Consider the following 26241-nt stretch of genomic DNA (forward strand, 5'->3'; position numbering starts at 1 on the left):
CATTAGCCCGGCAGCTTGAAGTTCGCGACGGACAGGCGCAGGTCGTTCGCGAGCTGGGCCAGGTTTCCGATCGACTCGGCGGTCTGGCTGGCACCCAGCGATGTCTGCGAGGTGATCTCCTGGATGACGTTCATCGTCGCCGAGGTGTCGGTCGCCGCCGCGGACTGCTGGCGTGCCGCCGCGGAGATGTTCTGAATCAGCGCCGACAGGTCGTTCGACACGCGTTCGATGTCGCCCAGCGCGGTACCCGCGTCCTCGGCCAGTCGTGCGCCCGCGACCACCTCGGCGGTGGTCTGTTCCATCGAGCTCACCGCTTCGTTGGTATCGGACTGAATGGTCTGGACCAGGGTCTCGATTCGCTTGGTCGCGCTCGCCGATCGCTCGGCGAGGCGCTGCACTTCGTCCGCGACCACCGCGAAGCCGCGGCCCGCCTCACCGGCCGACGCCGCCTGGATGGCCGCGTTCAAGGCGAGGATGTTGGTCTGCTCGGCGATGTCGTTGATGAGTTCCACGATCGAGCCGATTTCCTGCGACGACTCACCCAGGCGTTTGATGCGCTTGGACGTCTCCTGGATCTGGTCGCGAATGGAGTCCATGCCCTGGATCGTCTCGCGCACCACTTCCGCGCCGCGCGAAGCGATCTGCACCGAGCGCTGGGCCACGTCGGCCGATTCGGCGGAGTCCTTCGACACCGTATCCATCGAGGTGGCGATCTGGTTGATCGCGGAGGTGGCCGAGGTGATCTGCTGCGCCTGCTGCTCCGCCGCGTCGGCGAGATGCATGGCGGTGGCCTGGGTTTCCTGCGCCGCCGCGGAGACGCGCACCGCGGTCTCGTTGATCGTGGTGACGAGGTTGCGCATCTCGTCGACGGCGGAGTTCATGGCGTCCGCGATGGCGCCCGTGATGTCCTCGGTGACGGTGGCCTTGATGGTCAGGTCGCCTTCGGCGAGCGTGCCCATCTCGTCCAGCAAGCGCATGATCGCGGTCTGGTTACGCTGGTTCAGGTCGGAGGTGGTCTCGAAGCGGCGGCGCTGGTCGCGCACGAGGTTGTAGACCAGCAGCAGGGCGAAGAGCACCGCGCCGATGGCGCCGAGCAGGCCCCACCACACGTTCGGGAACAGGCGGGTCAGCGGCAGCTTGGCGATCTGCTCGGCCGACTCGTTGGCGCGGAGCAGCACCGTCTGGGAATCGAGGGAAGCCTGGTTGCCGGCGCGCTTCACGTCCTGCAGGTTCGGCGAGGCGGTGACCAGCTGGCCGACCGGATCGACCAGCTCCGTCCAGGAGGTCTGCATGCCTTCGAGGATCTTGCGCGCGTTGGCGTCGCTGATGGCACGCACGCCGCCGTCCGGATTGCCGTCGATGAGGCCCTTCAACACCGCGCCGTAGAGCTGCGCGTCGCGGGACAGGCCATCCGCGGCCGACTGGGCGCCGTCGCCACCCTGCAGGATCTCCTGCACGCGGCGGATCATGCGGTCGGCCATCAGCATCCAGCGCGCGATGGTGAAGGTCTGCTCCACCGAGGCGTTCTTCTGCTGGACGATGTTCAGCACCTCGTCGGTGCGCGCGTTCAACAGCGGCATCTGCTTGGAGAACAGGTCGGCGCGTTCGCCCGAGGACAGCACGAGGTCCTTGTTGGAAAGGATCTTGCCGATGTCCGCGTCGAGCTGGTGCCAGGCGTTGGCCAGCGCGCCGATCGCGCGGCCGGCGGGCGCGGCGTTGGCGCTGGCGTCGGCATAGGCCGGCATGCCGGTCTTGTCGTCGCCCTTGACCAGGCGCTGCACGGCCGAATCGATGGTGTTTCGCGTGGCCGACAACTCACGGAACGAATCGCGATTGCCGTCCGACGCCTCCAGTGCGTACTTCGCGGTCTGCTGCGAGAGCACCTGCACCTGGGTCGTCAGCGCGATGGCCTCGCGGTCCTCGCCGTTCTTGTTGTTCAGCCACCAGAAGTCGACCGACGCCAAACCGATCGCCAGGAGAAGGAACACGATGACGATCGTGTACCCGCGTTCCCGGCCTGCGCCGCCTGCTGTCGTACTCATATCCACCTCACCCAAACCTGGCAAAGCTAGCCACCGGCGCCTCGACGAGGCCGCCGGCAAGACGAAGCGGTCGCGCTGACCGCCCCTCCGTTCCCATCGCGAAGCCGGCCATGCCGTCTCCGCCTGTCCTGTCAGGGGCCAGCCACCCGGCCGTCCCCCTCCCCCAATGAGGCGCCTTACAACGCCGCTTGCCTGAAATCCGGCGCACGAACCAACCGGCTCATGCTGAACAAGCCGAAGGTCTGCTCACCCAGTTGCACGTTCTCCGCGACGAAGCGCGCCAGCCGCGGATCGTGCTCTTCCTCGCCCATGCCCCGCTGTGCCTCGTCCATCGTACGCTGGCCGAACACTTCATCCACCAGCAGACCCACCGTGCCGCCATGCTGGCGCACGAGCAGCAAGCGCGTGCGCTCCGACGACGGCGTGCGTTCGTCGAACAGGAACCGGCCGAGATCGATCGCCGGCACCAGGTTGCCACGCACGTTGGCCACGCCCATCAGCCACGGTTGCGTACCGGGCACGTTGGTGAGCGGCGGAACGGCCAGCAATTCGTTGATTTCCTCGATGCCACTGACGAAGGCGCGGCGGCCCACGCGAAAACCGATGCCTCGCCACAGGCCCAGGGTGTCCACGCGCTCGGGCGCGTCCGCCGTGTGGGCGAGACATGCCCTCTCGTAGCGGGCGAGGAGTTCGAAAGGCGTAAGGGAGGCGTTCTCGCTCATGGCGCCCTCAATGCGTCTTGTTCGGCAGGAGGCTGGCGATGGTCGAGAGCAGCTCCTTTTCGTTCACCGGCTTGGTGATGAACGCCTTGGCGCCCTGGCGCAGGCCCCACACCCTGTCGGTTTCCATCGACTTGGTCGTGATCATCACCACGGGCACGTCCGCCGTCGCCGGGTCCCGGCTCAGCGTGCGGGTGGCCTGGAAGCCGTTCATGCCCGGCATGATCACGTCCATGATCACCAGGTCGGGCTTGTTCGCACGGATGCGATCGAGGCCGGCCTCGGCGTTGTCGACGCTGGAAACGGAGAAACCCGCCTTCTCGAGCAGCGTGGTGAACACGCGGACGTCGGTGGGCGAGTCGTCGATGATGAGAATGTTTGCCACACGTCCCCCTGGACGTCGTCTAGCGGTGGTGTTCGGTCAGTTCGCCTTCGCGTACCGATGGATCGCGCCGAGTAGCTCGTCGCGGGTGAACGGCTTGGTGAGGTACTGCTCCGCGCCAACGATGCGGCCACGGGCCTTGTCGAACAGGCCGTCCTTGGAGGACAGCATGATCACCGGCGTACCGCGGAACTGGGCGTTGTTCTTGATCAGTGCGCAGGTCTGGTAGCCATCCAGGCGCGGCATCATGATGTCGACGAAGATGATGTTCGGCTTCTGGTCGGAAATCTTGGCCAGGGCCTCGAAACCGTCGACTGCGGTGAGTACGTCGCAGCCTTCCTTCTTCAGCAGGGTCTCGGCCGTGCGTCGGATGGTTTTCGAATCGTCGATGACCATGACCCGCAATCCGGTCAGGTCGTTACCACGTCCGTTTTCGTTCACTGCGCCCCCGTGCCACGCAAAAAAACCGCAAATCCCGTCGCAGGATAGCCGGTTTCGTGCCGACTATTCCGTGCGCCAGGTCGATGTCCGGAACCCATGGCTCCAGCGGTCCGCTCTTCGGCGTTCCTCCCGTCCGCTGTTTAATGGTTGGCCGGGGCGCCGTCAAGATGAATTGTTCTTAAAGGAAAAGTTCCGCCTGCCGAATTCGCCCCAATTCTGCCCGCCTTGACTAGACTTGGCACCTTTCCTGCCTACCGGGACACCTCCATGCCGCTCTCCGTCGCCGTCCTGATGGACCCCATCCGCGCCATCAAGATCGCCAAGGACACCACCTTCGCCATGCTGCTGGAGGCCTCCCGCCGCGGGCACGCCCTGCTGTACATGGAACAGGGCGACCTCGCCCTGCGCGATGGCGAGGCATGGGCACGCCTGCGCCCGCTCACCGTGAAGGAAGACCCGTCCGGCTGGTTCACCCTCGGCGAACCGGTGTGGCGCCCGCTGGGGGAGATCGACATCGTCCTGGCCCGCAAGGACCCCCCGGTCGACCCCCAGTTCATCTACGACACCATGGTGCTGGAGCGCGCCCAGCGGGCGGGCTGCAAGGTGGTGAACGACCCGCGCTCGCTGCGCGACTGCAACGAGAAGCTGTTCGCCCTCGATTTCCCGCAGTGCATCGTGCCGACCCTGGTCTCGCGCGACCGGGACGAACTGAAGCGGTTCGTCGCCCGCCATGGCGAGGCCGTGCTGAAACCCCTGGACGGCATGGGCGGGCGCGGGATATTCCGGGTCAAGGCCGGTGACAGCAACCTCAATTCCATGCTCGAGACCCTGCTGGACGGCTCCCGCCATTTCGCCATCGCGCAGAAGTACATCCCCGAGATCACCGCCGGTGACAAGCGCATCCTGCTGATCGACGGCGAACCGGTCCCCTACGCGCTGGCCCGCATCCCGCAAGGCGACGAGTTCCGCGGCAACCTCGCCGCCGGCGGCAAGGGCGAGGGCATCGCCCTCTCCGACCGCGACCGCTGGATCGCCGCCCAGGTCGGGCCGGAACTGGTCCGCCGGGGGCTGCGCTTCGTGGGCCTGGACGTGATCGGCGACTACCTGACCGAGATCAACGTCACATCTCCGACAGGCGTGCGCGAGCTGGACGCCCGCTTCGGCATTAACATCGCGGGGCTGATGTTCGACGCGATCGAGGCCCGATGACGACCCGCACCACCGGCGCCGACCTGTTCGGCGCGACCCTGCTGTTCTCGCTGCTGCTGCACGGTGTCGTCATCCTCGGCATCACCTTCGAGGCGGAGAAGCCCAAACCGAGCGTTCCCACGCTCGATGTCACCCTCGTGGACGTCGCCAACCAGGAAGCACCGGACAAGGCGGACTTCCTCGCCCAGGCCAACAATTCGGGCGGTGGCGACCGGGACAAGGCCGCACGCCCGTCGGAACGCGCGTCCGGCCCGCTGCCCACGCGCAATCCCGGCGATGCGGCCGAGCCCACCGAGGCCCGTGCGCCCACGCCACGCGAGGCCACGCCGGACCAACTCCTCACCACCTCGGGCGAAACGGCTTTCGCGGTCGATACCAAGCACGAGCAGACCGAGCAAAAGGAACGGCCCCTGCCCGTCTCCGACGACGAGGTGCAGCGCAAGCTGGAAATGGCCAAGCTGGCGGCCGAGGTCCGTGACCAGTCGCAGGCGTACGCGAAGCGCCCGAAGAAGAAATTCATCTCCTCGAACACGCGCGAGTATGTCTATGCCGCCTACATGAAGGGCTGGGTCGGCCGCGTGGAACGCGTGGGCAACCTCAACTACCCCGACGAGGCGCGGCGCCAGGGGCTGCATGGCGAACTGGTGCTCACCGTGGGCCTGAACCGCGATGGATCGATCAAGAGTATGGACGTGATCAAGAGTTCCGGGCAGAAGCTGCTCGACGACGCCGCCCAGCGTATCGTCCGCCTCGCCGCGCCCTTCCCCGCCCTGCCTTCGGACAAGACCCGGGTGGACGAGTTGTACATCACGCGTACCTGGCAGTTCCTGCCGGGGAATGTGCTGCGCAACTACTGAGCCATCGCCGGCAACAACTGGTCCGCCTCACTCACGTACGCCTTTCCCGCCTTCCGGTCCCACACGCACAATTCCCGCCCGGGCCGGTTGTTCATGTGCTTCTGCGGGTAACGCCCGGCCAGCACCAGCGCCGTGACCGGCACCCGGTCGTCGTACCGGATCGGACCGCCCACCGGCTTCGCGTCCTTCAAGCCGCTGGCTGCGAGGCAGGCGCTGGTCAGCCGTTGGTCGTAGTCCTTCCAGGCACCCGGCGCGGAGGCCGCCGCGCCCCCCGCGAAGCCGGCGGAAATCAACACGAAACCCTTGATAAACATTACTTTCCGCACGATGCCATCTCCTTGTGATCGTGCGCACACGGTAAGCCAGACGCACTGAACATTCGCACACGGCTCATGTTCGTAGCGGCTACAATGCGGCCATGACGATCGCCAACACCTTCGCGGGGCAATTCCTCATCGCCATGCCCATGCTGGCCGAGCCGCCCTTCGCGCGCGGCGTCGCCTTCCTCTGCCAGCATGGTGAAGACGGCGCGGTCGGCCTGCTGATCAACCAGATATCCGAATACCGCCTGGGCGACGTCCTCGCCCAGATGAAACTCCATTGCGACGATCCGGAGATCGCCGACTACCCCGTCCTCATCGGCGGCCCCGTCCAGCAGGAACGTGGCTTCGTCCTCCATCGCGAACCCGGCAACTGGGACTCCAGCTATCGCGTGAACGACGACTGGTCGGTCACCACCTCGCGCGACATCCTGGTGGCCATGGCCGCGGGCGAAGGCCCGCGCCGCGCCGTCGTCACGCTGGGCTACGCCGGCTGGGACGCCGGCCAGCTGGAGCAGGAAGTGATGGACAACGCGTGGCTCACCACGCGCGCGGACGAACACATCGTCTTCGACACTCCCATCGACGAACGCTGGGTCGCCGCCGCACGCAAGCTCGGCGTGCAAGATCCCTCCCAGTTGGCCGGCTACGCCGGTCACGCCTGAGCCAAGGGCACGATGAGCTGCCTGTTCGGCTTCGATGTCGGAACGAAGATCGTGGGTGTCGCCGTCGGCAATCGCCTCACCGGCACCGCCCGTGCGTTGGCGGCCGTGCCCGTGCGTGATGGCGAACCCGACTGGCATGCGCTGGACACCTTGCGTCGCGAATGGTTGCCGGCGGAACTGGTCGTCGGGCTGCCGCTCGACAACGACGGCAAGGAGCAACCGATGACCCGCACGGCCCGGCGCTTCGCCGAACGCATCGGCCAACGGTACGATCTCCCGGTGGCGTTCGCCGACGAGCGCATGAGTTCGCAGGAGGCTGCCCGGCGCTTCGCCGCCGGCCGCGCCGCGGGCACGCGCAAACGTTCGGACGCGAAGTCGATCGATGCCGAGGCGGCGGCGGTCATCCTCGAGTCCTATCTAATAACCACCTTGGGGATGTCATGACACAACGCCTGCGCCACCTGACCACCCTCGAGAACCTGCCGCGCGAAAACATCGAGCGCATCCTCGACCGCGCCAACAGCATGCGCGAAGCCACCGCGCACGGAACGCGAAAGCTCGACCTGCTCACCGGCCGCACGGTACTCAATCTTTTCTTCGAGCCTTCCACGCGTACGCGCACGTCGTTCGAACTCGCCGCGCGCCGCCTCGGTGCCGACGTGATCAACTTCGACATCGGCTTCTCCTCGACTGCCAAGGGCGAGGAACTGTTCGACACGCTGCATACGCTCGAGGCCATGCACCTGGACACGATCATCGTCCGGCACAAGGAGTCGGGCACGCCGGAATCGCTGGTCCGCCACGCGATGAGTGGCGTCGCGGTGGTCAATGCCGGCGACGGCAACCGGGCCCATCCCACCCAGGGCCTGCTCGACGCGCTGACCATCCGCAACCATCACCCGGACTTCCGCAAGCTGCGCATCGCCATCTGCGGCGACGTGCGCCATTCGCGCGTGGCGCGATCGGATGTCCATGCCTTCACCGCCCTGGGTGCCAAGGAGATACGCCTCGTCGGACCGTCCTCGCTGCTGCCGACCGAAGGCGAACTGGACAACGTCACCTACCACGAGGACTTCGACGAGGCCATCGAAGGGGCGAACGTCATCATCATGCTGCGCCTGCAGAAGGAGCGCATGGCCGCGACCGACCTGCCCGACGAGGCCGCTTACTTCGAGCGCTTCGGCCTCGACACCCGGCGCCTCGCCCTGGCCGCCAAGGGCTGCCTGGTCATGCACCCCGGCCCGATCAACCGGGGGATCGAGATCGCCCCGGAGGTCGCCGACGGGGCGCAGTCGCGCATCCTCGAGCAGGTCGGCAACGGCGTCTTCGTGCGGATGGCGGTGCTGGCCGAAGTCATGGGCCGATAGGCTCGTAGGAATTTGCGCCGCGGCGGCCGCGGGGGCGCGTGACGGCGCCGCGGTTCCGGCATAATGGCCGCACCAAGGGACCAACCAAACAACGGGATACAGAATGCGACCGACGAAGCGACTCATCGCGCTCGGCGTCGCCAGCGTGCTGCTGGCGGCCTGCGGCCACAAGGACAAGGACGCCCCGCTGGCCTTCGTGCCGGCCGATACGCCCTATGTGCTGTCGAACCTCGACAAGCTCGACGACGATGCCTACGAGGCCATGATCTCGCAGGCCAACAGCGAACTGCCGACCCAGGTCGCGCAGATGAAATCCGTCGCGCAGGACCTCGAAACCAAGGGCAACGCCGAAGGCGCCCGCCTGCTCAAGGCCTTCGCCGCCGAGTTCGACGGCAAGACCGCCGAGGCCGCGCTGAAGAACATGGGCCTGGACGTGAAGACCGGCTCGGCCATCTATGGCCTCGGCCTCAGCCCCGTGGCTCGCGTGGCGTTGGCCGATCCGTCGGCCTGGGAGGCCTTCGTGGGCCGCCTCGAAACCGCCTACGGCAAGAAGCTGGAAACCGCCGACGCAGGCGGCCAGGCCTATCGCCACGTGACCCTGTCCGATTCCGGCGTGCAGCTGGTGATCGCGACCGTGGGCAAGCAGGCCGTCGTCTCCCTGCTCCCCGCCGATGCCGCGCAGCCGCTGGTCCGCCAGGCGCTGGGCGTCGATCGCCCGGAAAAGAGCCTGCAGGACGATGGCCGCCTCGCCGACCTCGCCAAGGACAAGGGATACAAGGACTACGCGGTCGGCCAGGTCGACCTCGTCCGCCTGTTGCCGCTGGTGGCCGCGGGCAAGGATCCCCTGTTCTCCTCGTTCCTGAAGCACCAGTCCGCCAAGACCGGCGAGCCCGTGCCCGAACTGCCCCCGAGTTGCCAGGCCGAAGCCTCGCGCATCGCGGCGCGCGTGCCGTCGCTCAGCTTCGGCTACACGCGACTGGACCTGCACCACCAGGAGCAGCGCGTGGACGTGGCGCTGGCCGACGACATCGCCAAGGCCTTCTCGGGCCTGAAGGTGGAACTGCCGGGTCTGGGCAAGGATGCCAGCGCACCGTTCGACATCAGCCTCGCGCTGCCGGTCGAACAGATCCGCACGTTCTTCACGGCGCAGTCCGAGGCCGTGGCGGCCAAGCCGTTCGAATGCCCGGCCTTCGTCAACATGAACGACAGTTTCGCCAAGCTCGGCTCGACCATGCAGCAGGCGGCGATTCCCCCGTTCGGCGACATCCGTGGCGTGCGCATCGTGCTGGATTCGTTCAAGCCGGCCGCGGCGGGTCAGCAGATGCCGACCTTCACCGGTCGTGTCCTGCTTGCCACGCGCAACCCCGCCGGCCTCCTGGCGATGGGCCAGGCGATGCTCGGCGGCGACTTCAAGCTCGCCGGCGATGGCAAGCCCGCGCCGCTGCCGCCGAACATCGGCACCATGCTCGGCATGCCGGGCTGGGCGGCGATGAACGGACAGGCGATCGTGGTGGGCCTGGGCGAAGGCGAAGACGCCAAGCTCGACGAGATGCTGATGGGCCCGATCGGCGACGCCGGCCGGCTCAACCGCCTGCACCTCAATGGCGACATGTATCGCGCATGGGTCGACGTGATGGCCGAGAAGGCAACCGCCTACGCCAATGCGATGAACGATGCCTCGGGCGCCGACGGCGCGCCGGACGATCAGGCCACGCAGACCTCGACCGCCCAGCGCTCCAAGGCCCAGTTCGATGCGATGAAAGCGCAGGCAGCACGCATCGTGCAGGTCGGCGGCGAAGCGCACATGGATGAGAAGGGCCTGGTGATCTCGGGCGCCGTCGAATACAAGTAAGCGATCGTCACCGAAGAAAAACGAGCGCCCCCTGGTGGGGCGCTTTTTTTTGGTAAATCCCCCGGTGGGAAGCGGGCTGGCCCGCGATCCGTCACCCTGTTTCAAGCGAACGAGGCGATGCATCGCATCAAGCAAGCGGTGACAAGCCTCGCCCGATCACCGCAACGCCTCCTTCGCCAGCGGAGAGATTGAGGACTCGCGGGCCAGCCCGCTTCCCACCCTGGTGCGGCACCTCTTTCTTAACCTGAACGGCCCGATTTCCCCGGCACGAATCGTTCACGGATGCACTGTTTCCATAGGTCCCGCGAAACGGCAGCCACAGTGCGTGGCGCCATCGCCAGCCCCATTCAGTGCGAGATGAAGGAGTCACCCATGAACCATGCCAACCTCCGTAAGGCCCTGTTCGCTGCCGCTCTCGTTGCCGGTCTCGGCACGGTGCCGTTCGCGCAGGTGTATGCCCAGGACTCCGCCGCGGCTTCCTCGAAGGCCGATAACCAGACCGTCGCCGGCAAAGCCGACGACACGTGGATCACCACGAAGGTCAAATCCGAGTTCGCCGCCAACAAGAGCGTGAAGGCCACCGATATTTCGGTGAGCACCAGCGACGGCGTCGTCACCCTGACCGGTACGGTCGCCACGGCGAAGGAAAAGAGCCACGCCGAGAAGATCGCCAAGGGCATCAAGGGCGTGAAGAGCGTCGATGCCAGCGGCCTGACCGTTTCCTCCAGCGCGGCGAAGTAACCACGCGACATCACTGAAAACGAAGAGGGAGCCGCAAGGCTCCCTCTTTTTGTCATCGTGTTCCGGTCTCCGCCCGACGCGAGCTTCCTCGAAGAAAACGGCTCCGGTGCCCCGCGTTCAGCGGTGCAGCATGCCGCCGAAGGTATTGCGATCGTTGCTCTTGTCGATCTCCACCCCTTCCAGGCCCTGCGACAGGGTATGGGCATCGCCACCCTGGGCGAGCTTGATACGCAGGCGCACTTCGTTGGAACTGTCGGCGTGGCGCAGCGCGTCCTCGTAGGAGATTTCGCCGGCGTGGTAGAGCTCGACCAGGCTCTGGTCGAAGGTGCGCATGCCCAACTGGTTGGAATCGCGCATGAGTTCCTTGAGCTTGTGCACCTCGCCCTGGCGGATGTAGTCCTGCGCCAGCGGCGTACCGAGCAACACTTCCACCGCGACGCGACGTGCCTTGCCGTCGGGCGTGGGGATGAGCTGCTGGGCGACGATGCCTTTCAGGTTCAGCGAGAGGTCCATGAAGAGCTGCTGGCGACGGTCCTCGGGGAAGAAGTGCAGGATGCGGTCGAGCGCCTGGTTGGCGTTGTTCGCATGCAGCGTGCACAGGCACAGGTGGCCCGTTTCCGAGAAGTTGATCGCGTGTTCCATCGTCTCGCGCGTACGCACTTCGCCGATCATGATCACGTCCGGTGCCTGGCGCAGCGTGTTCTTCAGGGCGTTTTCCCAGCTGTCGGTATCGATGCCGAGTTCGCGCTGCGTGATGATGCAACCCTCGTGCTTGTGCACGTATTCGATCGGGTCTTCGATGGTGATGATGTGGCCGGTCGAATTCTGGTTGCGGTAGCCGATCATCGATGCGAGCGAGGTCGACTTACCCGTACCCGTGCCGCCGACGAAGATGATGATGCCGCGCTTGGTCATCGCCAGCTGCTTGATGACCGGCGGCAGGTTGAGCTCCTCGGGCGTCGGGATCTTCGATTCGATCCGGCGCAGGACCATGCCCACGCAGTTGCGCTGGTAGAAGCAGGAGACGCGAAAACGGCCGATGCCCGACGCGCTGATCGCGAACTGGCACTCGTGCGTCTTCTCGAACTCCTCGCGCTGGGCCGGGGTCATCACGTTGAGCACCATGTCGCGCGACTGCTGCGCGGAAAGGGGGCTCTGGGTGATCGGGACGATGCGCCCCTGCACCTTCATGGACGGTGCGACGCCGGCGGTGATGAACAGGTCGGAGGCCTGCTTGTGCACCATCAGCTTGAGGAAGGAGGTGAAATCGAAGTCGCTCATGGCCTGGTATTCCCATTGCCGGACCGGGCCGGCGCCCCTATGGGTGATCATATACCCGTGGATGGGAGCCTGTAGAGACGCCCCTCACGCTAAAGGCCTTCGCTCCCTTCGGGCTGAAAGCAGGCTGGCGGAAAGCCGATGGGTGGGAAGCTGATGGGTGGGAAGCGCGCTGGCGCGCGATGGGTGCTTGCCGCAAGCCCCCATCGCGGCCCAGGCCGCTTCCCACCCGGGAGACGGCCCGCCAGATGGAACGCAGGCTGCCTAGCGGAAGCCTTCCTTGTTCTTCGCGTAGGTCGAGGCTTCCTGGCGCGTGATGAGGCCGCGCTTGACCAGGTCCGCGAGATTCTGGTCGAGGGTCTGCATGCCGTACTGCTGGCCGGTCTGGATGGACGAGTACATCTGGGCCACCTTGTCCTCGCGGATGAGGTTACGGATGGCCGGGATGCCCACCATGATCTCGTGGGCGGCGATGCGCCCGCCGCCGACCTTCTTCAGCAGGGACTGCGAGATGACCGCGCGCAGCGACTCGGACAACATCGAGCGGACCATGGGTTTCTCGCCCGCGGGGAACACGTCGATGATGCGGTCGATGGTCTTGGCCGCCGACGACGTATGCAGCGTGCCGAAGACCAGGTGGCCGGTTTCCGCGGCGGTGAGCGCCAGGCGGATGGTTTCCAGGTCGCGCAACTCGCCCACCAGGATGTAGTCGGGGTCCTCGCGCAGTGCCGAACGCAAGGCCTCGTTGAATCCGTGCGTATCGCGGTGCACCTCGCGCTGGTTGATCAGGCACTTCTGCGAGGTGTGCACGAATTCGATCGGGTCCTCGACGGTGAGGATATGGCCGTATTCGTTCTTGTTGACGTGGTCGACCATGGCCGCCAGCGTCGTCGACTTACCCGAGCCGGTAGGACCGGTGACCAGGATCAGGCCCTGCGGTTGCTCGATCAGCTCCCGGAAGATCTTCGGGGCGCCGAGGTCTTCCAGGGTGAGCACCTCGGAAGGAATGGTACGGAACACGCCGCCCGCGCCACGGTTGTGGTTGAAGGCGTTGACGCGGAAGCGCGCCAGCCCCGGAATCTCGAACGAGAAGTCGACCTCAAGGAATTCCTCATAGTCGCGGCGCTGCTTGTCCGACATGATGTCGTAGATCAGCGAATGGACCTGCTTGTGCTCCAGCGCCGGGATGTTGATTCGCCGGACGTCGCCGTCGACACGGATCATCGGCGGAAGACCCGCGGAAAGGTGCAGGTCTGAGGCCTTGTTCTTCACGGAGAAGGCAAGGAGTTCGGCGATATCCATTGAGGTCCCCTATCTTGGTGGGCATAGGTAACCATGCCCGGGGGTCGGCGGCAAGGCGCGGCACCGTATATGCTTCGGTGTATGTGAACCTCGTCGCCAACGGAGCGAATACCCCCATGAATCGGATCGCCTTCATCGGCGGCGGCAACATGGCCACCGCGTTGATCGCCGGAATGATCCGCCACGGCGCCCAGCCCGGCGGAATCGCCGTGGCCGAGCCCCGTGCCGAGGCCCTTCACGAGCTGTCCCGCGAATACGGCGTGGCCACCTACACCGACAACCGCGATGCCGCCGAAGGCGCCTCGATCCTGGTGCTGGCGGTAAAGCCGCAGATGATGGCCGAGGTATGCCGCAACCTGCGCGCCGCGGTGCAGAAGTATCGCCCGGTGGTGATTTCCATCGCCGCCGGCATCCGTATCCAGCAGATCGAACGCTGGCTCGATGCCGCCCTGCCCGTCGTCCGCTGCATGCCCAACACCCCGGCCATGATCGGTGCCGGAGCCACGGCGTTGTTCGCCAACGCCCGGGTGAGCGCACCCCAAAGGGCCCAGGCACAGCACGTGCTCGATGCCGCCGGGCTGACCGTTTGGGTGCCCGACGAGGACCAGCTGGACATCGTCACCGCCCTTTCGGGCTCCGGCCCGGCGTATTTCTTCCTGCTGGTGGAAGCACTGGAAAACGCCGCGTTTTCCCAGGGGCTTTCCCGCGAGACGGCGCGGGCGCTGGCGGCACAGACCGCCCTCGGCGCCGGCCGCATGCTGATCGAAAGCGGCGAAAGCGCCGCCACCCTGCGCCAGCGCGTCACCTCGCCCCATGGCACCACCCAGGCGGCATTGGAGAGTTTCCAGGCCGACCATTTCCCCGCCATCGTGGCGCGCGCGGTCGACGCCGCGCGCCGCCGTGGCATCGAACTTTCAGAAGACATGGAATCGAAGACGTGAACTACCTGACCAACGCAGGCGCCCTGATCCTCCAGTTCGCCTTCGGCGCCCTCGTCACCCTGTTCGTCCTGCGACTGCTGGCCGAGGCGCACCGGGCGGACTTCCACAATCCCATCTGCCAGTTCCTCTATCGCTTCACCAATCCCGCGGTGCGCCCGCTGCGCAAGGTGCTGCCGCCCGTGCGCCGGATCAACACCGCCGCGCTGGTCATCGTGCTGGTGCTGGAATGCCTAAAGGTGGTGCTGATCGTCGCGCTGGCGGGAATCGCACCGGCGCCGCTGGGCATCCTCGTGGCCGGCGTGGCCGAAACCCTCGATTTCTTCCTGCTGACGTGGATCGTGCTGGTGTTCGTGTGGTCGCTGATGAGCATGCTCTCGACCGACCGCTACCACCCCGTGGCTCGCCTGGTGTCGAGCCTGGCGGAACCGCTGGTGCGCCCCTTGCGTGGCAAGTTGACCATCGGCGGGCTGGATTTTTCGCCCACGGCGGTGCTGCTGGGATTGTTCCTGGCGCGCATCCTCATCGCCCAGCCGCTTTCGGATTGGGGTACGCGGTTGCTGCTGGGGGGTTGAGGGTCACCTCCCCCCCAACCGCCGGGCATCCGTCACATTCGGCAGCGCCCCCAACCGGCCCAGCAGGGTCGACAGCTGCTCGTAATCCTTCACGCGTAGCGTGAAGCGCATCTCCACCTCGCCCGTGCGCACGTGCACGCGGCTGGAAGACGCCACGATGTGCGGCCCCACGTTGTTGATCGTCGTGGCGACATCCTTTTGCAGGCCCTTGCGATCGTAGCCACGCAGTTCCACGTCGACTTCGTAGTTCTGCACGTCGACCCTGCCCCAGCTCACGTCGATCACACGCTCCGGGTTGCGCCGCGCCAACCGCGCCAGCGATGCGCAGTCGGAGCGATGGACCGACACGCCACGCCCGCGCGTGATGAAACCGCGGACGGGATCGCCCGGAAGCGGCTGGCAGCAGCGCGCCAGCGTCGTCAGCAGGTTGCCCACGCCCTCGATCGACAAGGCACCCCGATCGTGCTGCGCGCCACGGGAAGCGACCGGGTTGCCCGACTGCGTGATCTCCGTCTCGACGGGCTCCTGCAACGAGCGCGCGACCTGGCCAAGGGTGACCTCGCCCAGGGCCACCGTCACGTAGAGTTCTTCCACGTTCTTCAGGCGGAAATGCGCCGCCAGCTTCGACAGGTCGACATCGTCCAGGGCGAGGCGGCGCAACTCCTTTTCCAGGTTCGCCTTGCCAGCCAGGATGTTCGCCTCGTGCGCCTCGCGGCGGAACCACGCGCGCACCTTCTCCTTCGCACGCGAGGTGTTGAGGTAACCGTGATGCACGGAGAGCCAGTCACGACTCGGCTCGGATACCTTCGTCGTGAGGATTTCCACGCGGTCGCCGCTGCGCGGCTGGGTGGTCAAGGGAACGATGCGGCCGTTGATCTTCGCGCCGCGGCAACGGTGACCCACATCGGTATGGATGTGGTACGCGAAATCGAGCACGGTCGCGCCGCGCGGCATGTCGATGACTTCGCCCTTGGGCGAAAGCACGTACACGCGATCTTCCATCAACTCGGTTTCGAATCCGGCCGCCAGTTCGGCCTCGTCCTCCCCGCGCGGCTCCAGCAGCTTGCGCATCCAGGCGATCTTCGCCTCGAATTCGGAATCGGCGCTGCCACCCTCCTTATAGCGCCAGTGGGCGGCCACGCCGAGTTCGTTGGCGCGGTGCATCTCGTGCGTACGGATCTGCACTTCGAGCGTCTTGCCCTCGGGGCCGAGCACGGCGGTATGCAGGGAGCGATAGCCGTTGCCCTTCGGGCGCGCGACGTAATCGTCGAACTCGCCGGGCAAGTGCGGCCACAGGCTGTGCACGAGCCCGAGCGCGGCATAGCAATCGGCCACGCTGTCGACCAGGATGCGTACCGCGCGGATGTCGTAGAGGTCGGAGAACTCGAGCCCCTTCTTCTTCATCTTCTTCCAGATCGAGAAGATATGCTTCGGACGCCCGGCCAGGTCGGCCTTGATGCCGGCACCCTCCAACACCGCGTGCAACTGCGCCAGGCTCTGCGCGATGAAGTGCTCGCGGTCGGCGCGGCGCTCGTCGAGCAGGCGCGCGATGCGCCGGTAGGTATCCGGTTCGAGATAACGGAAGGCGAGGTCTTCCAGCTCCCATTTCAGCTGCCAGATGCCCAGGCGGTTGGCCAGCGGGGCGTGGATGTCCGATGTGAGCTGGGCCAGTTCGCGCCGCTCGTGGTCGGGCAAGGCCATGGCGCTGCGCATCGCCGCCAGTTGGCGTGCCAGGAGTACGAAGACGACGCGCAGGTCGCGGATGATCGCGAGGAGCAGCCGGCGCAGCCCTTCCGCACCACTGGCCGGCCCGCGTTGTGCATGCAGCGCCCAGACCTTCTCCGCTTCGCCCTGGCCGTCGACAAGACGGCGCAGCGCCGGCGCCCAATGCTTCGCCGCTTCCCCGGCGGCGTCCGGGCTGGCCTTGAGCAGCGAGAACCACAACGCCGAGGCGCAGGTCTCGTCGTCGCATCCCAGCTGGCGGAGCAACTCGATCACCGTTTCGCCCTCGGCCCGGGCCGACGCGGACAGCGCGGCGCAAGCCTCGCGCGCACGCTCGGTCAGCGGCATCGCGCTGGCTTTCGCCTCGGGGGAGCGGGTGTCGCTCATCGCCTGTCCTCAGGGGTCCTCATCGTGTGGCGGCCTGTGCGGTTTCCAGCGCGCGTGCCAGTCGCTTGGCCGACACCGGCTCGGCCGTCTTCAATTCCTGGGCGAACAACGAAACCCGCCATTCCTCCAGCAGCCAGCGCAGTTCATCCCAGGTCTCGTCGTTCAATGCGGTCCCGCCCGCGTTGAGCAGCGCACGCCAGTACGGCAGCACCTGCAGCATACGCGACTGGTCGCGTGCCGGGTCCTGGCGAAGGCGCTCGCCGCGCAATCGCATGGCCTTGAGGTAGCGCGGGTAATGGACCAGCCGTGCCAGCGGCAACTCGCGGAGGAATCCCGGCTGCAACAAGGCGGCCAGTTGTTCGCGCAGGTCGTCGTAGCTGGCCTTGGCGAAGCCCATCAGCGGCGGGTCCATCCACGGCTTGAGTTCGGCCTGTGCCTCGATGATCGGCTCGGCCAGCTTCTGCCGCGCCATGGCCGCACCGAACAGCTCACGTCCGAGCTCCACGCGCAAGGCTTCGAACTCCCCTTGCGTTCGCGCGTCCAGACGGCGGTCCGCGACGAGATCCTCGAATCCTCCTTCGACCAGGTCTTCGCGCAAGCCGTCGATGCTGCCCAGGGGGGCGTACTTCAACGACAATGCGTTCGCGATGGGAAGTTGCCTCCGTGCACGCTTGAACTCGGGTGCGAGGGCCTGCCGGAGCAATCGCTCCACGCCGGCGAGGTGCGCCTCGGCGGCCTCGTCCGCGCGTTCGAACACACGCAACGCCACGGCCTCGCCCAGATCGACGAGCGCGGGGTAAGCCTTCAGGCCCGCTTCCGACCGGACTTCCCTCGGGATCGCCTCGAAATCCCAGGCGACGATATCTTCGCGGGTCAGTTCGACGTCGGTCTTTCGCGAAAAGGCTTCGCGCGCCTTGCCTTCCCACCGGGCCCGTATCTCGCCCAGGTCGCGTCCTTCGGCGACCGCTCGGCCATCCTCGTCGTGCACCCGGTACCGCATGAGCAGGTGCGGCGGCAGTTCGGCATCGGCGAACGCGGCGGCGTCCACATCCACGCCCGTGGTGCGCTTGAGGAAGGTTGCCAAGGCCTTCGCCAGTGGCTCGTCGCGGGGACTCTCAGCCTCGGCGAAGGCACGCGCGAAATCGGGGGCGGGGACGAAGTTGCGGCGCAGCGCCTTGGGCAAGGAACGAATCAGTTCCGCCACCTTGTCCGCCAGCAATCCACCCACCAGCCATTCGCCCCGTGCCGCCGGCAAGGCGTTGAGGAAGGCCAGGGGCACCTGGATCGTGACGCCGTCGGCGGGATCGCCCGGCACGAAGCGGTATTCGAGACGATAGCGATGCTGGCCGATGTCGAGCGAGGCCGGAAAAGCCTTCGGGTCCAGGCCGGCGCCATTGTCCATCACGTCGGAAAGAGTCCAGCGCAACGCCGCCTGCTCGCCGGGCGAGGCCTTGCGATACCAGGCATCCAGCGCTCGCGCATCGGCGATCTCTTCCGGCAATTTGCCGTCGAAGAAGGCGGCCAATGCCTCGTCCGCGCGCAGCAGGCCGGCGCGGCGCTGCTTCGCCTCGATGTCGTGGGCCTGTTCCAGCACGCGCGCGTTGGCGCGGACGAAGTCGGCACGACTGTCGATATCCGCGCGCACGAGTGCCTCGCGCACGAAGATCTCGTGGGCCAGCCGGGGGTCCTGCTTATGGAAGGTCACCGGCCGGCGCTCGACCAGTACGAGTCCGAACAGGGTGACCTGTTCATACGCGATCACCGTGCCGCGCTTGCGCGACCAATGGGCATCGCGTGCCGTCGCCCTCACCAGATGGGCTGCCTGCGTCTCGACCCATGAAGGATCGATACGCGCGCACATCATGGCCCAGATGCGGCCACCGATATCGATGATCTGCGCGGCGAACACCCAGGCCGGGGGAGCCTTGGCCAGTGCCGATCCCGGAAAGACCTGGAAACGCCGCTCGCGCGTGCCGCGGAACACGCCCTTCTCGTCCTTGTGCCCGACCTGGGTGGGCATGCCGGCGAGCAGGCTGCGGTGGACCGCTTCGAACAAAGCGTCGCCCTGGGGGGACGGCGCGGGTGTGACTTTTCCCTTTTCAGGCTTTCCAGCCACGCGGGAGGTGCTCTGGCGGGAGCGGGCCTGGCCCTGCGAATCGGCTTGCGCCGTGGCGGTCGACCAGCCGAGGTCGCGGATGACGAGCACCAGCTGGCGATGCAGCTCCCGCCATTCGCGCATGCGCATGAAACTCAGGAAGTGCCGCGAACACCAGTCGCGCAGCTTGGACGAGGTGAGTTCCTCGGCGCTGTCGAGGTAGCCCTTCCACAGGTTCAGCACGCCGACGAAGTCGGATTTCGGATCGGCGAACTGCGCATGGGCGGCATCGGCCTGGCCGCGTGCCTCCGGTGGGCGTTCGCGCGGGTCCTGGATGCTCAGGAACGCCACGATGGTCGTGATCTCGGCGAGGCTGCCCAGGCGTCGTGCCTCGACCAGCATCCGCGCCAGTTGCACGTCGATCGGCAGGCGCGCCACGGTGCGTCCCACCTCGGTCAGGTGGCGGCCGTCGTCGATGGCCCCGATCTCCGCCAGGCGGCGGTAGCCGTCGGCCACGATGCGCGGATCGGGCGCGTCGAGGAACGGGAAATCCTCCACCTCGCCCAGGTCGAGCGCGAGCATGCGCAGGATGACGTTGGCGAGCGAGGAACGCAGCAGCTCGGGATCGGTGTATTCGGGACGCAGGGTGAACTCCGCCTCGTCGTAAAGGCGGTAGCAGATGCCGGGGCCGACACGCCCGCAGCGGCCTTTGCGCTGGTTGGCCGCCGCTTGCGAGATCGGTTCGACGTGCAGGCGCTCTAGTTGCCCGCGCTGGCTGTAGCGCTTCACGCGCGCCGTGCCCGAATCGACGACATAGCGGATGCGCGGCACCGTGAGCGAGGTTTCCGCCACATTGGTGGCCAGCACGATGCGCCGCTTCGTTCCCGGCCGGAACACCCGGTCCTGCTCGTTCGCCGACAACCTCGCGTACAGCGCCAGCACTTCGGTCTCGCGATACGGCTTGCGCGACAGCAACAAGTGCGTGTCGCGGATCTCGCGTTCACCGGGAAGGAACACGAGCACGTCGCCGCGCGGGTCCTCCCGGGTGATCTCGTCCATCGCATCGGCGATCTGCTGCGAGATGTTGCCCTCGCCGCGCTCACCCGGCGGACGGTAGCGGACCTCGACCGGATACGTGCGTCCCTCGACCGTCACGATCGGCGCGCCGCCGAAATGCTCCGCGAAGCGCTCCGTGTCGATCGTCGCCGAGGTGACGATGATCTTCAGCTCGGGCCGGCGAGCGGCGAGGCGCTTGAGGTAGCCGAGCAGGAAATCGATGTTGAGGCTGCGCTCGTGCGCCTCGTCGATGATGATGGTGTCGTAGGCGGACAGCCAGGGATCGGACTGCGTCTCGGCGAGCAGGATGCCGTCGGTCATGAACTTGACCAGGGCCTGGTCGGAGACCTTTTCCGTGAACCGGACCTGGAAGCCCACCTTGTCGCCGATCGGCGTACCCAGTTCCTCGGCCACGCGCACGGCGACCGAACGGGCGGCGAGGCGGCGCGGTTGCGTGCAGCCGATCAGCCCTGCCTCGCCGCGACCGGCGGCAAGGCACAGCTTCGGCAACTGGGTGGTCTTGCCCGAACCGGTCTCGCCCGCGATCACCACCACCTGGTGCTCGCGGATCAACTTGACGATGTCGTCGGCGCGCGCGGCGATCGGCAGCGAGGCGTCCACCGTGACCGGCGGCTTGGAGGCGGCCCGTGCGGCCCGGCGAGCCGTCGAAGTCGCGATGTCGGCCGCCAGCGCCTCGACCCTGGCCGGATCGGGCTTGCGCGAAAGTGCGCGCCAGCGGCCGAGCAGGCGGCCGAAGTCGCGGCTGGTCACCTGCGCCAGCGCGTCGCGCAACTCTCGCAGGCGCGGATCGGGGGAAGAAGGTCGTGCGGGGCGTGTGGAGGTGCTCATGGGAACGCCAATGATAGCGTGGGCCTATCGACGGGATCGGAAGGTTTCATTTCACGTGCACCGGACAGGCCGTTAAAATTTCGCTCCAACGATCGAAGAAACCCCAAGGAGAGTCGTGACATGGCCATCGATATCGGTATCGCCAAGAAAGACCGCGAAGCGGTCGCCAAGCACCTTTCAAAGCTTCTGGCCGACACTTATTCGCTCTACCTGAAGACCCACAACTTCCACTGGAACGTCACGGGCCCCCAGTTCAACAGCCTGCACGCCATGTTCGAGGTCCAGTACAACGCCCTGTGGCTGGCCGCCGACGAGGTCGCGGAACGCATCCGCATCCTCGACGTCTTCGCCCCGGGCTCCTACAGCCAGTTCTCCAAGCTCACCTCGATCAAGGAAGAGGCCGGCGTGCCGGAGTGGAAGGACATGGTCGCCCAGCTCGTGGACGGCCACGAGATCGCCGCCGCCACCTCCCGCGACACCATCAAGGCCGCCGAGGCCGTGGGTGACGAAGGCACGGCCGACATGGTCACCGGCCGCCTGAAAGACCACGAGAAGACCGCCTGGATGCTGCGCTCGCTGCTGAAGTAAGTCCGGACTACCGCCTCCCACCAGGAAGAGAGGTTTTGGTGGGAAGCCCCGCCCGGGTGAGAAACCCGGGTTGGGTGGGAAGCGCGCTCGCGCGCGATCGGCTTCCCGGCCAGATCCATCGCGGCCAAGGCCGCTTCCCACCCGGATCGCTTCCAACTTGAGGTTTTGCCCCATTTCGGACCGCTCGATTCCGTGGGTCACGCTTCCGCCACAGCCCCCTACTCTGAGTTCAGCCTGACCGGTCGGCCCGCCATGCGTTGAGCCGCAACGCACCGTTCGTTAAGCTCCCCGGGTTACCTCACTGATACCACTCGGGGGCCAGCCGGTCCGGGGATTGTTTTGAGCGCTGCCACGACGACCGAACGAAGCCACCCGATCCTTGCCGCGCTGATCCTGGCGATCCTCGTGGCGGCCCTGAATTTCGGGCTGTGGTTCGTCGCCAACCTGCCCAACGGTCCCAGTGACTGGCACGGTCCCATTCCCGGCTTCGCGTTCACCGCGTACCAGCGCTACCAGAACCCGATCAAGGGCGACGTCTCCACGGACCCGGAAATCGACGCGGACCTGCGCCTGATCAAGCGTTACTCACCGCGCATCCGTACCTACTCGATGCTGGAAAATCCCCAGGTCATACGTCTGGCGGACAAGGAAGGCCTCGACGTGATGGCCGGTGCACTGATCGATGCACGCCTCGAGAACAACGAGCGCGAGATCGAAGCCCTGGTCGCGCAGGCCCACCGCTTCCCGAAAACCGTGACGCGGGTGATCGTCGGCAACGAGGTGCTCTTCCGCGGCGACCTCAAGCCCGAGCAGGTCATGTCCTACCTCGACCGTGTGCGGGCCGCCGTGCGCCAGCCGGTCTCCGTGGCCGAGCCATTTCATATCTGGCTGCAGAACCCGGAGCTCGCCGACCACGTCGACTTCATCACCGTCCATCTGTTCCCTTACTGGAACGGTATCGAGGCACGCGCCGGCGTCAACGATTCCATCGAAAGCTACAAGGCCCTGCGCGCGCAGTTCCCGGGCAAGCACATCGTCATCGGCGAGATCGGCTGGCCTTCCAACGGCGATCGCTTCAAATACGCGTATCCGAGCGTCTCCAACGAGGCGATCTTCCTGCGTACCTTCTTCAATGCCGCGAAAGCCGACGGCATCGACGATTACTACGTGCTCGAGGCCATCGACCAGCCCTGGAAGGAAAACCTCGGCGAAGGGCGCACCGGCGCGTACTGGGGCATGTTCAACGCCGACCGCCAGTTGAAGTTCCCCTTCACCGGTCCCGTCACCGAGGACGTGGGCTGGCCGTGGAAGGCGCTGGCCGCTTCTGTCCTGGCCTTCTTCCCGATGCTCTGGTTCGGCATCCGCTTCAACCGCTTCAAGCTGATGGGCCGCCTCTTCTTCATGGCGCTGATCCAGCTCGCCTGCGGCCTGATCGTCTGGTCGGCCACCCTGCCCTTCAATTTCTATCTCAGCCCGTTCGACTGGGCGATGCTGATCCTGCTGTTCCCCGCGCAGATCGCCATCCTGGGCATCCTGCTGATCAACGGCTTCGAGTTCACCGAAGTGCTGTGGCGGCGCAGTTGGGTGCGTCACGCCGGCATGCTGCCGCACGACCCGGTGGAGAAGCAGCCGTTCGTCTCCATCCACCTGGCCTGCCACAACGAGCCGCCGGAGATGGTCCAGATCACGCTCGATTCGCTCGCGGCGCTGAACTACGAGAACTTCGAAGTCCTGGTGCTGGACAACAACACGAAGGACCCGGCGGTGTGGCAGCCGGTCGAGGAATACTGCAAGAAGCTGGGGCCGAAGTTCCGCTTCTTCCACCTGGAGCCATGGCCGGGCTACAAGGCGGGCGCGCTGAATTTCGGCCTCACCGCCACGGACGAGCGCGCCGACGTCGTGGCCGTGATCGACGCCGATTATGTCGTGCGCGAAGATTGGCTGGCCTCCCTCACCGGCTACTTCCACGATTCGAAGGTGGCCGTGGTGCAGTGCCCGCAGGCGCACCGTGACTTCGAGAAGAACCGTTTCCGCCGGATGACGGCCTGGGAATACGACGGCTTCTTCCGCATCGGCATGCACCATCGCAACGAGCGCAACGCGATCATCCAGCACGGCACCATGACGATGGTCCGCCGTTCCGCGCTGGAAGGCACCGGTGGATGGTCCGAGTGGACCATCTGCGAGGACGCCGAACTCGGGCTGCGCCTGATGCACGCGGGCTACGAGCTGGTCTACGTCGACGAACTGATGGGCAAGGGCCTCACCCCTGCGGACTTCAAGGCCTACAAGAGCCAGCGCTATCGCTGGGCCTTCGGCGCCATGCAGATCCTCAAGGGTCGCTGGAGCTGGATGACCCGGAAGGGCCCGCTCTCGGCCGGTCAGCGCTTCCATTTCCTCACCGGCTGGTTCAGCTGGTTCGCCGATGCCCTGCACTTCGTCTTCACGATGATGGGCCTGCTCTGGACCGCGGGCATGATCTACGCGCCCGAATACTTCAACCTGCCGATGCAGCTGTTCCTGATCCCCGTGATCGGCTTCTTCTTCGCCAAGGCCATCTTCGGCATCGTGCTCTACCGTGCGCGCGTGCCGTGCAGCTGGTACGACACCTTGATGGCGTCGGTGGCCAGCATGGGCCTGTCGCATGCCATCGCCCGCGGCATCCTGCACGGCCTCACGCGCGAAAAGACGGCCTTCGTCGTCACCGCGAAGAGCCGCCGCATGGGCGGCAGCAGCTTCGCGGCCTTCGCGCCGGTGCGCGAGGAAGGCCTCATGGCCATCGCCCTGCTCCTGGCGGTGATCGGCATGGGCCTGCATTACGGCACCAGCTACGTCGAGAGCGTCCTGTGGATGTTCATCCTCGGCGCGCAATCGATCCCTTATGTATCGGCGCTGGCGGGTGCCTGGATCGCGCATCGCGCGGGCGACGAAGCCGGCTGAGCCGGGCAATCGTTCACGTTTGCTTATCGACCTTACACGCCTCGCGAGGTAAGTTACGCCAAGACCTGACGTCAGGAGGTGCGGGACGCATCTCCGCTAGCGGCCGTGTCACACGGCCTTGGATCACGACCGGACGGGACGCTCATGCGCCTTACCAGACGCCATGGACTGCTGCTTCTGCCGTGGTTCCTCATGCCCTCGATCGCCCATGCCGGGATCGTGCTCCATGTCGACGGAGTCGACGAGAACCTCGGGAACGCCGTCGTCGCCGGTGTCGAACTGAGCCAGTACGCCAAGCGCGACGTCACCGCGGCGCAAGTGCGCCGGCTTTACGAAAAAGCACCCGACGAAGTCCAGGCGGCCCTGCGGCCCTATGGCTACTACGAAGCCACGGCCACCGGCGACCTGAAGCAGGTCGGCAACGACTGGCAAGTGACCTTGCACGTCGTGACCGGCACGCCCGTGCAGGTGACCGCGGTCAACGTCGAGGTCGACCAGGACGCGGCGAAGCTCCCGGCCATCCGCCGTGCCCTGCGTGGGGTGGAAAACCTCAAGGGCAAGGTGCTCAACGATGGTGTCTACGACGGTGCGCGCGATACGGTCAGCGGCGCGCTCACCGCCACCGGTTTCCTCGACGCACGCCTCGTCACCCGCACGGTGGAAGTGAACCGTGCCGAACATTCGGCCGTGGTGAATCTCGAGTGGGACGCGGGCCGGCGTTATCGCTATGGCCACATCGTGTTTAAGAACTCGCAGTTCCGCGACGGTTTCCTCGACCGCTACGTGCCGTTCAAGAGCGGCGACTATTTCTCGCAGAACCAGTTGCTCGAACTGCAGCAGGCATTGAACGGCGCCGACTATTTCGCCGTGGTCAACGTCATACCCGATACCGACAACGCGAAGGACGGCACCATCGACATCGCGGTGGAACTGGCGCCGGCCAAGCGGACGATCTACACCGGAGGTCCCTTCTTCGGTACCGACACGGGCGCGGGCCTGCGCGGCGGCATCGAGAAACGCTGGATCAACGACCGCGGACACAAGTGGAAGAACGAGCTGGTCCTCGCGCAGCGCCTGAAAACACTCTCCACGCTGTACCAGATCCCGATGCCCGGCCCCAACCAGCGCAGTTTCAACTTCGGCGCCAACTTCCGCGATGCCGACACCGTCACCTCGCAGTCGCGCACGCTGCAACTCGTCGCTAACGAAACGCGCCTGTGGCATGGCTGGCAGCGCACCATCGGCATCAATGCCTTGTCGGGCACGTTCACCGTCGGCAAGCGCGGTGGTGAAGGCGACAACGCGGAGGGCCTCGAACGCGGCCGCAGCACCCTCTTGTATCCCGAGATCACGCTCAGCCGGAAGAAGGGCGACAACCCCACCTTCGTCCGCAACGGCTGGTCCCTCACGGTTACCGCCCGCACTACTGCGGGACCGCTCCTGTCGGATGCCAGCTTCTCCCAGGTGATCGGCGACGTGAAATGGATCAAGTCGTTCTGGGGCCGCAACCGCCTGATCCTGCGCGGCAGCGCCGGCAAGCTGTGGACGAGCGACTTCAGCGACCTGCCCCCGCAGCTGCGCTTCTTCGCCGGTGGCGATCGCTCCGTGCGCGGCTACGACTACCAGAGCATCGGCCCGCGCAACGCCTATGACCGCGTGATCGGCGGCGAAGGCCTGCTGGTCGGCAGCACCGAGGTCGAGCACTACTTCACACGCAACTGGGGCATGGCCGCCTTCGTCGACGCCGGCAACGCGTTCACGGGAACCGACTACAGCCCGCGCGTCGGCGCGGGCCTCGGCGTACGCTGGTTGTCGCCGGTCGGGATGATCCGCGCCGATATCGCCGTCCCCGTCGGCGACAAGAACGAACACGGCATTCATCTGCATGTCGTCATCGGGCCCGACCTGTGAGGAGC

Annotated in this window: 21 protein-coding genes; 12 read left to right on the forward strand and 9 right to left on the reverse strand. The window is 66.2% G+C overall.

The features are described 5' to 3' along the window. Positions 1-2 precede the first annotated feature (2 nt). From AB6730_RS02640 to pilG, 4 genes are all read right to left on the reverse strand, one after another. The gene (locus AB6730_RS02640; protein WP_371022111.1) at positions 3-2042 is read right to left on the reverse strand and encodes a methyl-accepting chemotaxis protein; all 2040 of its coding nucleotides are present in this window, start codon (positions 2040-2042) and stop codon (positions 3-5) included. Between the two features lie 176 nt (positions 2043-2218). After that, entirely contained in the window at positions 2219-2764 is a 546-nt protein-coding gene (locus tag AB6730_RS02645; protein ID WP_371022112.1) for a chemotaxis protein CheW, read from the reverse strand. Between the two features lie 7 nt (positions 2765-2771). Beyond that, entirely contained in the window at positions 2772-3146 is a 375-nt protein-coding gene (locus AB6730_RS02650) for a response regulator (RefSeq protein ID WP_306851614.1), read from the reverse strand. A gap of 36 nt (positions 3147-3182) precedes the next feature. Continuing rightward, positions 3183-3539, reverse strand: a complete 357-nt coding sequence (pilG, locus tag AB6730_RS02655) for a twitching motility response regulator PilG (protein ID WP_371022263.1) — start codon at positions 3537-3539, stop codon at positions 3183-3185. Positions 3540-3851: 312 nt separating this feature from the next. Between pilG and gshB the strand changes: the two genes are divergently transcribed. Together gshB and AB6730_RS02665 are read left to right on the forward strand one after the other, a co-directional pair. Beyond that, the gene (gshB, locus tag AB6730_RS02660; RefSeq protein ID WP_371022113.1) at positions 3852-4793 is read left to right on the forward strand and encodes a glutathione synthase; all 942 of its coding nucleotides are present in this window, start codon (positions 3852-3854) and stop codon (positions 4791-4793) included. Beyond that, positions 4790-5650, forward strand: a complete 861-nt coding sequence (locus tag AB6730_RS02665) for an energy transducer TonB (RefSeq protein WP_371022114.1) — start codon at positions 4790-4792, stop codon at positions 5648-5650. Before gshB ends, AB6730_RS02665 begins: the two co-directional genes overlap by 4 nt. On the opposite strand, the gene AB6730_RS02670 is transcribed toward AB6730_RS02665, so the two are convergent. After that, positions 5644-5964, reverse strand: coding sequence for a hypothetical protein (locus AB6730_RS02670; RefSeq protein WP_371022115.1), 321 nt, complete (start codon positions 5962-5964; stop codon positions 5644-5646). The genes AB6730_RS02665 and AB6730_RS02670 overlap by 7 nt on opposite strands. Before the next feature lie 104 nt (positions 5965-6068). Here AB6730_RS02670 and AB6730_RS02675 point away from each other — a divergent pair, with 104 nt between their 5' ends. From AB6730_RS02675 to AB6730_RS02695, 5 genes are all read left to right on the forward strand, one after another. Beyond that, entirely contained in the window at positions 6069-6635 is a 567-nt protein-coding gene (locus AB6730_RS02675; protein WP_371022116.1) for a YqgE/AlgH family protein, read from the forward strand. Between the two features lie 12 nt (positions 6636-6647). Beyond that, positions 6648-7079, forward strand: coding sequence for a Holliday junction resolvase RuvX (gene ruvX / locus AB6730_RS02680; RefSeq protein ID WP_371022117.1), 432 nt, complete (start codon positions 6648-6650; stop codon positions 7077-7079). Beyond that, a complete protein-coding gene (locus tag AB6730_RS02685; protein ID WP_371022118.1) occupies positions 7076-8002 on the forward strand; it encodes an aspartate carbamoyltransferase catalytic subunit in 927 nt (308 codons plus the stop codon). The genes ruvX and AB6730_RS02685 overlap by 4 nt, the downstream gene beginning before the upstream one ends. Positions 8003-8105: 103 nt before the next feature. Continuing rightward, on the forward strand, positions 8106-9854 hold the full coding sequence (locus AB6730_RS02690) for a hypothetical protein (protein WP_371022119.1): 1749 nt from the start codon (positions 8106-8108) through the stop codon (positions 9852-9854). A 372-nt stretch (positions 9855-10226) separates the two neighbouring features. Then, a complete protein-coding gene (locus AB6730_RS02695; protein WP_371022120.1) occupies positions 10227-10595 on the forward strand; it encodes a BON domain-containing protein in 369 nt (122 codons plus the stop codon). 117 nt (positions 10596-10712) lie between these two features. Here the strand turns inward: AB6730_RS02695 and AB6730_RS02700 are convergent, their stop codons facing one another. After that, complete coding sequence (locus AB6730_RS02700) at positions 10713-11876, reverse strand: PilT/PilU family type 4a pilus ATPase (RefSeq protein ID WP_371022121.1); 1164 nt, start codon at positions 11874-11876, stop codon at positions 10713-10715. 261 nt (positions 11877-12137) lie between these two features. Further along, on the reverse strand, positions 12138-13175 hold the full coding sequence (locus AB6730_RS02705) for a type IV pilus twitching motility protein PilT (protein ID WP_371022122.1): 1038 nt from the start codon (positions 13173-13175) through the stop codon (positions 12138-12140). Between the two features lie 116 nt (positions 13176-13291). On the opposite strand from AB6730_RS02705, the gene proC reads away from it, so the two are divergent. After that, positions 13292-14116: a pyrroline-5-carboxylate reductase gene (gene proC, locus AB6730_RS02710; protein ID WP_371022123.1), complete on the forward strand. Its 825-nt coding sequence runs from the start codon at positions 13292-13294 to the stop codon at positions 14114-14116. Continuing rightward, entirely contained in the window at positions 14113-14688 is a 576-nt protein-coding gene (locus tag AB6730_RS02715) for a YggT family protein (protein WP_371022124.1), read from the forward strand. The genes proC and AB6730_RS02715 overlap by 4 nt, the downstream gene beginning before the upstream one ends. 3 nt (positions 14689-14691) lie before the next feature. Here AB6730_RS02715 and AB6730_RS02720 read toward each other — a convergent pair whose 3' ends face one another. Beyond that, complete coding sequence (locus tag AB6730_RS02720) at positions 14692-16797, reverse strand: bifunctional (p)ppGpp synthetase/guanosine-3',5'-bis(diphosphate) 3'-pyrophosphohydrolase (protein WP_371022125.1); 2106 nt, start codon at positions 16795-16797, stop codon at positions 14692-14694. Between the two features lie 19 nt (positions 16798-16816). Beyond that, positions 16817-20797 (reverse strand): ATP-dependent RNA helicase HrpA, encoded by a 3981-nt coding sequence (hrpA, locus tag AB6730_RS02725; RefSeq protein WP_371022126.1) that lies wholly within the window; start codon positions 20795-20797, stop codon positions 16817-16819. Positions 20798-20917: 120 nt separating this feature from the next. Between hrpA and AB6730_RS02730 the strand changes: the two genes are divergently transcribed. The 3 genes from AB6730_RS02730 (at position 20918) to AB6730_RS02740 (ending at position 26236) form a co-directional block, all read left to right on the forward strand. Next, positions 20918-21385, forward strand: coding sequence for a Dps family protein (locus tag AB6730_RS02730; RefSeq protein ID WP_306851646.1), 468 nt, complete (start codon positions 20918-20920; stop codon positions 21383-21385). A gap of 339 nt (positions 21386-21724) precedes the next feature. Further along, entirely contained in the window at positions 21725-24325 is a 2601-nt protein-coding gene (locus AB6730_RS02735) for a glycosyltransferase (protein WP_371022127.1), read from the forward strand. A gap of 144 nt (positions 24326-24469) precedes the next feature. Then, entirely contained in the window at positions 24470-26236 is a 1767-nt protein-coding gene (locus AB6730_RS02740; RefSeq protein WP_371022128.1) for an autotransporter assembly complex family protein, read from the forward strand. Positions 26237-26241: the final 5 nt, after the last annotated feature.

Origin of the sequence: Luteibacter sp. RCC_6_2 (assembly GCF_041360655.1) — a bacterium.
Lineage (GTDB): Bacteria > Pseudomonadota > Gammaproteobacteria > Xanthomonadales > Rhodanobacteraceae > Luteibacter.

Excerpts from the sequence above, each read along its gene's own strand:
- AB6730_RS02640 (WP_371022111.1), bottom strand. The coding sequence starts at position 2,042 with ATGAGTACGACAGCAGGCGGCGCAGGCCGGGAACGCGGGTACACGATC.
- AB6730_RS02645 (WP_371022112.1), bottom strand. The coding sequence starts at position 2,764 with ATGAGCGAGAACGCCTCCCTTACGCCTTTCGAACTCCTCGCCCGCTAC.
- pilG (WP_371022263.1), bottom strand. The coding sequence starts at position 3,539 with ATGGTCATCGACGATTCGAAAACCATCCGACGCACGGCCGAGACCCTG.
- gshB (WP_371022113.1), top strand. The coding sequence starts at position 3,852 with ATGCCGCTCTCCGTCGCCGTCCTGATGGACCCCATCCGCGCCATCAAG.
- AB6730_RS02665 (WP_371022114.1), top strand. The coding sequence starts at position 4,790 with ATGACGACCCGCACCACCGGCGCCGACCTGTTCGGCGCGACCCTGCTG.
- AB6730_RS02670 (WP_371022115.1), bottom strand. The coding sequence starts at position 5,964 with ATGTTTATCAAGGGTTTCGTGTTGATTTCCGCCGGCTTCGCGGGGGGC.
- AB6730_RS02675 (WP_371022116.1), top strand. The coding sequence starts at position 6,069 with ATGACGATCGCCAACACCTTCGCGGGGCAATTCCTCATCGCCATGCCC.
- ruvX (WP_371022117.1), top strand. The coding sequence starts at position 6,648 with ATGAGCTGCCTGTTCGGCTTCGATGTCGGAACGAAGATCGTGGGTGTC.
- AB6730_RS02685 (WP_371022118.1), top strand. The coding sequence starts at position 7,076 with ATGACACAACGCCTGCGCCACCTGACCACCCTCGAGAACCTGCCGCGC.
- AB6730_RS02690 (WP_371022119.1), top strand. The coding sequence starts at position 8,106 with ATGCGACCGACGAAGCGACTCATCGCGCTCGGCGTCGCCAGCGTGCTG.
- AB6730_RS02695 (WP_371022120.1), top strand. The coding sequence starts at position 10,227 with ATGAACCATGCCAACCTCCGTAAGGCCCTGTTCGCTGCCGCTCTCGTT.
- AB6730_RS02700 (WP_371022121.1), bottom strand. The coding sequence starts at position 11,876 with ATGAGCGACTTCGATTTCACCTCCTTCCTCAAGCTGATGGTGCACAAG.
- AB6730_RS02705 (WP_371022122.1), bottom strand. The coding sequence starts at position 13,175 with ATGGATATCGCCGAACTCCTTGCCTTCTCCGTGAAGAACAAGGCCTCA.
- proC (WP_371022123.1), top strand. The coding sequence starts at position 13,292 with ATGAATCGGATCGCCTTCATCGGCGGCGGCAACATGGCCACCGCGTTG.
- AB6730_RS02720 (WP_371022125.1), bottom strand. The coding sequence starts at position 16,797 with ATGAGCGACACCCGCTCCCCCGAGGCGAAAGCCAGCGCGATGCCGCTG.
- hrpA (WP_371022126.1), bottom strand. The coding sequence starts at position 20,797 with ATGAGCACCTCCACACGCCCCGCACGACCTTCTTCCCCCGATCCGCGC.
- AB6730_RS02730 (WP_306851646.1), top strand. The coding sequence starts at position 20,918 with ATGGCCATCGATATCGGTATCGCCAAGAAAGACCGCGAAGCGGTCGCC.
- AB6730_RS02740 (WP_371022128.1), top strand. The coding sequence starts at position 24,470 with ATGCGCCTTACCAGACGCCATGGACTGCTGCTTCTGCCGTGGTTCCTC.